The sequence below is a fragment of the Microcystis sp. M53598_WE2 genome, assembly GCF_030067735.1.
Lineage (GTDB): Bacteria > Cyanobacteriota > Cyanobacteriia > Cyanobacteriales > Microcystaceae > Microcystis > Microcystis aeruginosa.
The window spans coordinates 1-6,368 of sequence record NZ_JASJFE010000284.1; the positions used below are offsets into that span (position 1 = coordinate 1).

8 protein-coding genes and 1 pseudogene are annotated in these 6,368 nt (G+C 45.3%); 2 read left to right on the forward strand and 7 right to left on the reverse strand.

Features of this window, described 5'->3' with window-relative positions; translation table 11 throughout:
* Both PX636_RS06105 and PX636_RS06110 read left to right on the forward strand, forming a co-directional pair.
* Positions 1–598: AAA family ATPase (locus tag PX636_RS06105; RefSeq protein ID WP_288116501.1), on the forward strand; the 598-nt coding region annotated here is incomplete at its 5' end.
* Between the two features lie 353 nt (positions 599–951).
* Positions 952–1,401, forward strand: coding sequence for a hypothetical protein (locus tag PX636_RS06110; protein WP_288116502.1), 450 nt, complete (start codon positions 952–954; stop codon positions 1,399–1,401).
* Between the two features lie 13 nt (positions 1,402–1,414).
* Here the strand turns inward: PX636_RS06110 and PX636_RS06115 are convergent, their stop codons facing one another.
* The 7 genes and pseudogenes from PX636_RS06115 to PX636_RS06140 all read right to left on the reverse strand — a co-directional run.
* Positions 1,415–1,627, reverse strand: coding sequence for a DUF6887 family protein (locus tag PX636_RS06115; protein ID WP_002795955.1), 213 nt, complete (start codon positions 1,625–1,627; stop codon positions 1,415–1,417).
* The gene (locus PX636_RS22835; protein WP_373276090.1) at positions 1,624–1,797 is read right to left on the reverse strand and encodes a DUF6888 family protein; all 174 of its coding nucleotides are present in this window, start codon (positions 1,795–1,797) and stop codon (positions 1,624–1,626) included. Before PX636_RS22835 ends, PX636_RS06115 begins: the two co-directional genes overlap by 4 nt.
* Positions 1,798–1,870: 73 nt before the next feature.
* Positions 1,871–2,578 (reverse strand): MBL fold metallo-hydrolase, encoded by a 708-nt coding sequence (locus PX636_RS06120; RefSeq protein WP_232023867.1) that lies wholly within the window; start codon positions 2,576–2,578, stop codon positions 1,871–1,873.
* Between the two features lie 963 nt (positions 2,579–3,541).
* A pseudogene (locus PX636_RS06125) lies at positions 3,542–4,078 on the reverse strand (FAD/NAD(P)-binding protein); the annotation flags it as partial.
* A gap of 245 nt (positions 4,079–4,323) precedes the next feature.
* Positions 4,324–4,962: a cadmium resistance transporter gene (locus tag PX636_RS06130; protein WP_288116503.1), complete on the reverse strand. Its 639-nt coding sequence runs from the start codon at positions 4,960–4,962 to the stop codon at positions 4,324–4,326.
* Between the two features lie 30 nt (positions 4,963–4,992).
* Entirely contained in the window at positions 4,993–5,568 is a 576-nt protein-coding gene (locus PX636_RS06135; RefSeq protein WP_002793798.1) for a Crp/Fnr family transcriptional regulator, read from the reverse strand.
* Positions 5,569–5,735: 167 nt separating this feature from the next.
* Positions 5,736–6,368: hypothetical protein (locus tag PX636_RS06140; RefSeq protein WP_288116505.1), on the reverse strand; the 633-nt coding region annotated here is incomplete at its 5' end.

Sequence of the window (6,368 nt, forward strand, 5' to 3'; positions counted from 1 at the left end):
AATAGATTTAATATTAAAAGGTGAATACTTAATTGGCAATTCTGAAGAAAAGATTATATTTAACAAAAACGAGCGATATTCTATTGATCTTCGTAATGCTTCATCTGGTCAGCAGGAATGTATTAGAATTTTACAGGACATCTTTTTAAATATTATTTATGGTTCGATAATTTTGAGAATTATAGAGGAACCAGAAGCGCATTTATTTCCAGTTGCCCAAAAACATTTAATTGAATTATTAGCGATAATGGTTAATCGGAATGAAGATAATCAATTAATTATCACTACCCACAGTCCTTATATTTTATCGGTTTTTAATAATTTACTATTCGCCAAAAGAGTTGTTGAAAAAAATCCATCGGCACAGTCTGAAGTGTCGGAAATAATACCAGAAGATTACTGGTTGAATGCGGCTGAATTTTCGGCGTACTCTCTAGGAAATCAATCTTTAGACGAAGAGGCTAATTATTGTGAATCTATTTTTGATAGTAACACGGGATTGATCGCTCAGAATTATCTAGATACCGTATCCGAAATGATGGGAGGGGAATTTAATAAGCTATATAATATTCACGCTAGAACGTTTAAACGCAAATGACAGAGTTTAACGAGGGGCTGCTGAAAAAGTTTTTCGTGGGGGCAGGGTGTGGGGTGTGGGGTGTGGGGTGTGGGGTTTTACCCATTTTCAGGTGGTCAATTACCTAATTTTCAGGGAAAAAATCCCTAAATTTTCCCCCCAATCACTCCAATGGTAGGCACTTTTTCAGGGAAAAAAAGTCTAAAAGCCTTATCCAACAAGGTTTTTAGATTTATTCAGCAAACCCTAACGAAATCAAAGGCCATCTATCCCAAAAAATAGACAAACTCGATCAATTTATACAAATCGAGGAGAGAGAGGAGTTTCTAATTATAGACTACAATGGTCAGTCTTTTATCATTATCGATATTCTCGTGAATTCGACTTGTACTATTCACTTGAACGATGAGGACATTTTAATTAACGATTTCGACGACACTAAAACATTCAAGGTTAGCGATAATACAATAATTGGTTTTATCCCGATCGATGGTAAGAAAGGTTTTTTAGGCTATGGAACTTCCCATTGTGATTGTGTATTTTTCGATAAAAGTGATTTCTGCTTTGTCGAATTTAAATTCAATGCAACCAGCGCCAAAAAAGTTACTGAAAATCGTTGTAAAGCGATCAATCAATTAAGCAACACGATCAGTTATTTCGACGCAAGGCTGGACAAAAACTATCTAGACTTGAATCTAGAGGCGTATGTCTGTACACCCGAATTTTATCCTAGAGATGATGCGACTTGGAAATCTCTAGCGATCGAGTTTCTAGAAAATTACGGGATCGCGCTTTTCGAGAAAACGTATAAAATCTGTAAATAATAGTGCATTGGCTTTATATTTTCTGTTGTTTATCGCGGCGATTTTTCGCTACCAGTTCGGGAAAATGACTTAAATCCTCGATCGAACGCGGTGCGGGATAAATTTCTCCCGGTTCGGCCGTCACCCGATCGAGATAAATTTGAAAGGCCCTCTCGTCCTCTCTATGTTCGAGAATATAACTCCGTAGTTCCTCGCGACTCATCGATTCAAACTCGCGTTTTATCATACATACCTCCAATCGCCATTTTTAAAAATAATAATTTCTTGCTCTTCCCCAGCGAGAAAAAAGATATTTCCCGTTCTTTCGTCAATCCGAACAATATTAACGGGCAAATACATCTTCGTTGCCCAATAACTTAAAATAAAACAGGTTAGCTGTTGCGCGGCAGTAGGAATGGGCTTTTACTCCTCTGGTGTTTCGTTATCCAGTGTAGCGCAGGACCGACGGGGCGATCGATCGCTTGCCCGTTTATATCTGATAATCCATGACGAAAACCACCTTACCACCCCGTGCGTTGGCACTTAAGGCAGCGGTCATCTTCTTGGGATAGGGGAGATTGAGATTATTCATTAACTGAATAAAATCCTGACGATCGCGGCCGGCGAAACGGGGATTCCAGCGCTTTTCCTCACCGATCGAGGAGACCGTTCTTCCCAGATAATCGTGACAGGGATAAACAAGCGTATCATCGGGGAGAGTGAATAACTTCTCCGTCACCGTCTTGTATAGTACTTCCGGCGAACCGTTCTGAAAATCGGTACGACCGCAACCGCGAATTAAGAGTGCATCCCCCGTTAATAGGCGTTTTTCATCGATGAGATAGGCTATATGACTATCGGTGTGGCCCGGAGTGGCGATCGCTTTTAGCTGCTGACCTGCCACGGTCCAGAGGTCGCCATCGCGTACATAACCATCGATATCGCTCACTTCCGCGTTTTCGGGAACGAGGATCGAACAGTTGGTTAACTCCCGTAAGCGGTGCGCTCCGGTGATATGGTCGGCGTGGACATGGGTTTCCATCGTGTAGCCTAGAGTTAACCCCAACTGCCAAAGAATCTGCCGATCGCGATCGACCTGTTCGAGGACCGGATCGATTAAAATCGCCTCCCCCGTACCCGAATCAGCGATCAGATAGGTGTAGGTACTCGATTCCCTATCGAAAAGCTGGCGGAAAATCGGCGCTGCCGGCCCGAATGCGATCGAGTAGGCCGCGGGGAGAGAAATTCTCTCTTTCAGCGATCGCAACAAATCCCGGGCCAGTTCGGCCGCCTGTAAACGCAGTTCGGGAATGGCGGTGGTTTCCCAGAGATCGCCTTTGCGGGGATTTCCCAAGCTGTACAGCGTGTCCGATGCCGTACCGTCTGGCCGGAGAATCGCCCCGTTGTCCGCGGTTTCGATGCCACAACCTAGGGGATGGGGACGGATTAACCCCCGTTGGCGAAGATGAACGACGAGGGGATCGGTGATCGTCCGGTAATCGTTACCCGCGCCGGTACAGTTAATAATTCGATCGACGGTTAGGTTTAAGAGGTTTCCCGTCCCCCGTTGACGGATAGTAACCTCTACACAGCCGTTTTTAACCTCAGCAGTTTCAATTCTTCCCCCATGATAGGTTAATTGTCCCGATTCTACAGCCTCATCGAGGATACTGGCGATCTCGTCGGCGAGGCGATGGCGAAGAACCTCCCAATAGGCTTTCAGGTGGCGTAGAAATCTGGCGCGTTCCGCTATCGGCAGACAATGCCATAGACCTTGAGATATCGGACGTAAGGCGTTTAAAACGGCCCGCCAGTCGTGACCTTGACTCTCGGCGGTTTTTACCTCCGTGCGAATCTGCCGTAGGAGTCCCCGGGTGGTCTGGGGCGCGGTTTCGAGGGTGAGGAACGGGGGATAGGGATCGGTGGGTCGGTGCGATCGAGGGATCAGGCCATGACGGGAAACTGCGTGGATTTTGCCCGTGAATCCCCTTTGTGCCAGGGAAACCACCATATCCACCATCGTTAACCCCGTACCGACGAGCAGAATCGTCCCGTCGGGTTTTAGCTCGGCGAGTGTGTCCGTCTCCCAAGCGTCGCGGAGATAGAGGGAATTGAGAGACGCGAGGGGTTGGGGAACCGTTGCGGGAAAATTGCCCAGCGCCAGAACTACTTTAGCGGCGCTGATTTTCTTGCCTCCTTTGAGGGTAATTGTCGCCTTTTCCCCGTCGAGTACCAGATCGATCGCCGCATCGGTAAATGTTTCCAGACGGTGATCGGCAATGGCGTTGTCCCGCGCTTCTTCTAGGATCGATCGGATGTATTTGCCGTACACTAGACGCGGTACGAAGCTGGCCGGATCGATCGATCGATAGCCGTTATCCGCTAACCAGTGGAGGAAATGTTCGGGATCGTCCTCGAAGGCGCTCATTTTGCCCGCAGGAATATTGAGCAGGTGGCCGCTGTCTCGCGTTCCGTAGGCGATCCCCGTACCGAGGGGTTTTCGGCGCTCGATCAGGGCGATCGATAATGGAGTCCCCGTGTCGCGTAACAGGTTCGCTGTCACGAGGGAACCACTAAATCCTCCCCCGATAATGGCGATGTCGAAAGTTGCAGAAAATTGATTCCGGTCAATGTAGCTCATAGATAAGGGGTATGGTAAGGGTGTCCTTGGGGAGAAAAGAAGCGTTTGGTTGAGCATTTAGGTTATCAATAGGCGATGCCCATTTGTTGAAAAATAGTATTAACTCGCCGGTTTTTGCAGGAAGCTTCGGCCGCTATCTGTTGTTTTTTAATTCTCATAACAAATCCTTTTATAACTTTTCAAGAGAACGTAGGTTGGGTTGAAGCATGAAACCCAACGCCTGCTCATGTTACGCTACCGCTAACCCATCCTACAAATAATTTTACCTCCCTACTTAAAAGACGATTTTTAGGCATTCTTGGTTAAGACATTAAAAATAAACGATAGGATCGGCTGTCAACTAATATATAAATCCCTAGAAAAATATAGATAAAAGGACTAATTTTATGTCCGTAGTTTGTAACCACTTTAGCTATCCTGGGATGGGTAATCAAAAAATAGGCTAGGGCGCACCAAATCCCCATCATGAGATAAAAAATTATCATGATAATTAAGACGTGCATCGGGGAATTATTGGCAAAAAGAGAGGTATAGATACCAATATTATCACCGCCGTTAGCCACGGTCACGGCAGCGATGTAATAGGTTTGGGAGGGAAAACGAGGAACAAAGGAGCGATTTTTAGAATAATTAACATCTTCTCTTACTTCTTGAATATAATCCTCATTTTCCCTTGACAAAAGTTGTTTAATGCCGATAATCAAAGGAATAAATCCTAATAGACCAATCCATTCTTTAGAAACCAGTAACCCAAATAGTAAACCGAGGGAACTAGCTAGGAGAATGAGGGTAAAACCGAGGTATTGACCAACAATCAGGTGTCGAGGTCGAAAATTAGCATTAAGTCGCGAGAAAAACAACATTAGCACCATCAGATCATCGAGATTTGTGGCTACAAAACTCGTCACGCTAGTAATTAAAAGGGCTACTAACCAATTCATAGATTGAAAAAAGGGATAATCCTTCCCATTCTAAATCTCGTAGTGCCAGATTTCCTCCTCTCGTAAAAGAAGACGATGGACGGGAAGACGTTCCACGGCCCCTTGTTGTTCAAGGTGATTAAGTGCGCGGGTAATTGTGACTCTAGTGGTTCCTAATAAGTCAGCGATATCCTGATGAGTTAGACGCACATCAATTAATTGTCCGGTACCGGTTTGTTTACCAAATTGATTGCCTAACCATGACAGTAATTTCAAGACCATAACATCAGTACGTTTGTAGCTACGAATAATACTTAGTTCTTGTGCTTGCTGAAGATGAGACAGCAGAATTTCTGCCATTTGATAACTCTCAACTGTGGAAAAGGAAACTGCTTGCACTGGAGTGATGCACTCAACTTGATAGGGATTGACTCTCTCTAGGGTTTTACCAACAAAATTGCCAGGTCCCCACAATCCCAAGACGATCAGGGTTCCATCTTCTAACCAGGTGGAGGTTTTCACGACTCCACTCTCGATTTTCCAGAAATTAGGGTTTCTGAGGGGCAAAATCGCCCGATTATCAAAGTGCCAGCGATGGGGGGTTGGTGGTTGATAGGTAAGCGTCATGATTGGTAAGTAGTCGTGCAAAATTAATTTCCTAGTCGAGACTCCGAGACTCCGAGACTCCGAGACAGGAGACAGGAGACAGCTATTAGGTATCGGATTTGATAATTTTGGGGTAAAAACGATAATTACCCCAAAAAAGACCGATTGTATGCCCTTGTAAGCCCTATTTATTTCGGGGTGCTAGTCTTCTCCAGTTCCGTTGTGGCCGAGGAGATCAGTTCTTGCCAAGCTCGATCGCTTTCCTGTAGAGTCTGTTTAACCGCGTCGATGGTCTTTTCCACGCGAGTTTTCAGGAAAGGGGAAGCATTGTCTTTGAGTCGTTCGGTGTCGTCGGCTAAGATATCGATCGTCTCGGAGGTATTAACAAGGCTATTTTCTAGGGTAATAAGGTTGTTTTGCAGGGTTTCACTGAGTTTAGCCCCAGATTTGGTCAATTTTTTCGTAAATTTACTCACTTTTTCCCCTAGATCGTCAATATTGTCCGCTAAGTCCTCTAGGTTGTCCTGTTGAGCTTCGATAATCTTCTTGTCGAGAGAAGGAGCGGCTAGTTGAGCCTTTAGGTCATCGATAGCCGATTTTGTCGCTTGGATGGCTTTTTCATAGGCAATTTGGGCATCTTCCAGAATTTTTGGGCTAGAAACCTCATTTTTTTTCTTAACTGGTTCCACCACGGTGCCACCCGTTGCCGTTGCACGGTCGATGACGGCCAACTGTTCGGGGAGTAGGGGCAAGGCGATCGCATTTCCTCTTCCCCCTAGGAGCAAAGTGACAGTTAAGAGGAAAATCAGCAGCTGGAAAAC

Bases quoted from the DNA above. Each gene is read 5' to 3' on its own strand.
- PX636_RS06115 (WP_002795955.1), bottom strand. From the start codon at position 1,627: ATGATAAAACGCGAGTTTGAATCGATGAGTCGCGAGGAACTACGGAGT.
- PX636_RS06130 (WP_288116503.1), bottom strand. From the start codon at position 4,962: ATGAATTGGTTAGTAGCCCTTTTAATTACTAGCGTGACGAGTTTTGTA.
- PX636_RS06135 (WP_002793798.1), bottom strand. From the start codon at position 5,568: ATGACGCTTACCTATCAACCACCAACCCCCCATCGCTGGCACTTTGAT.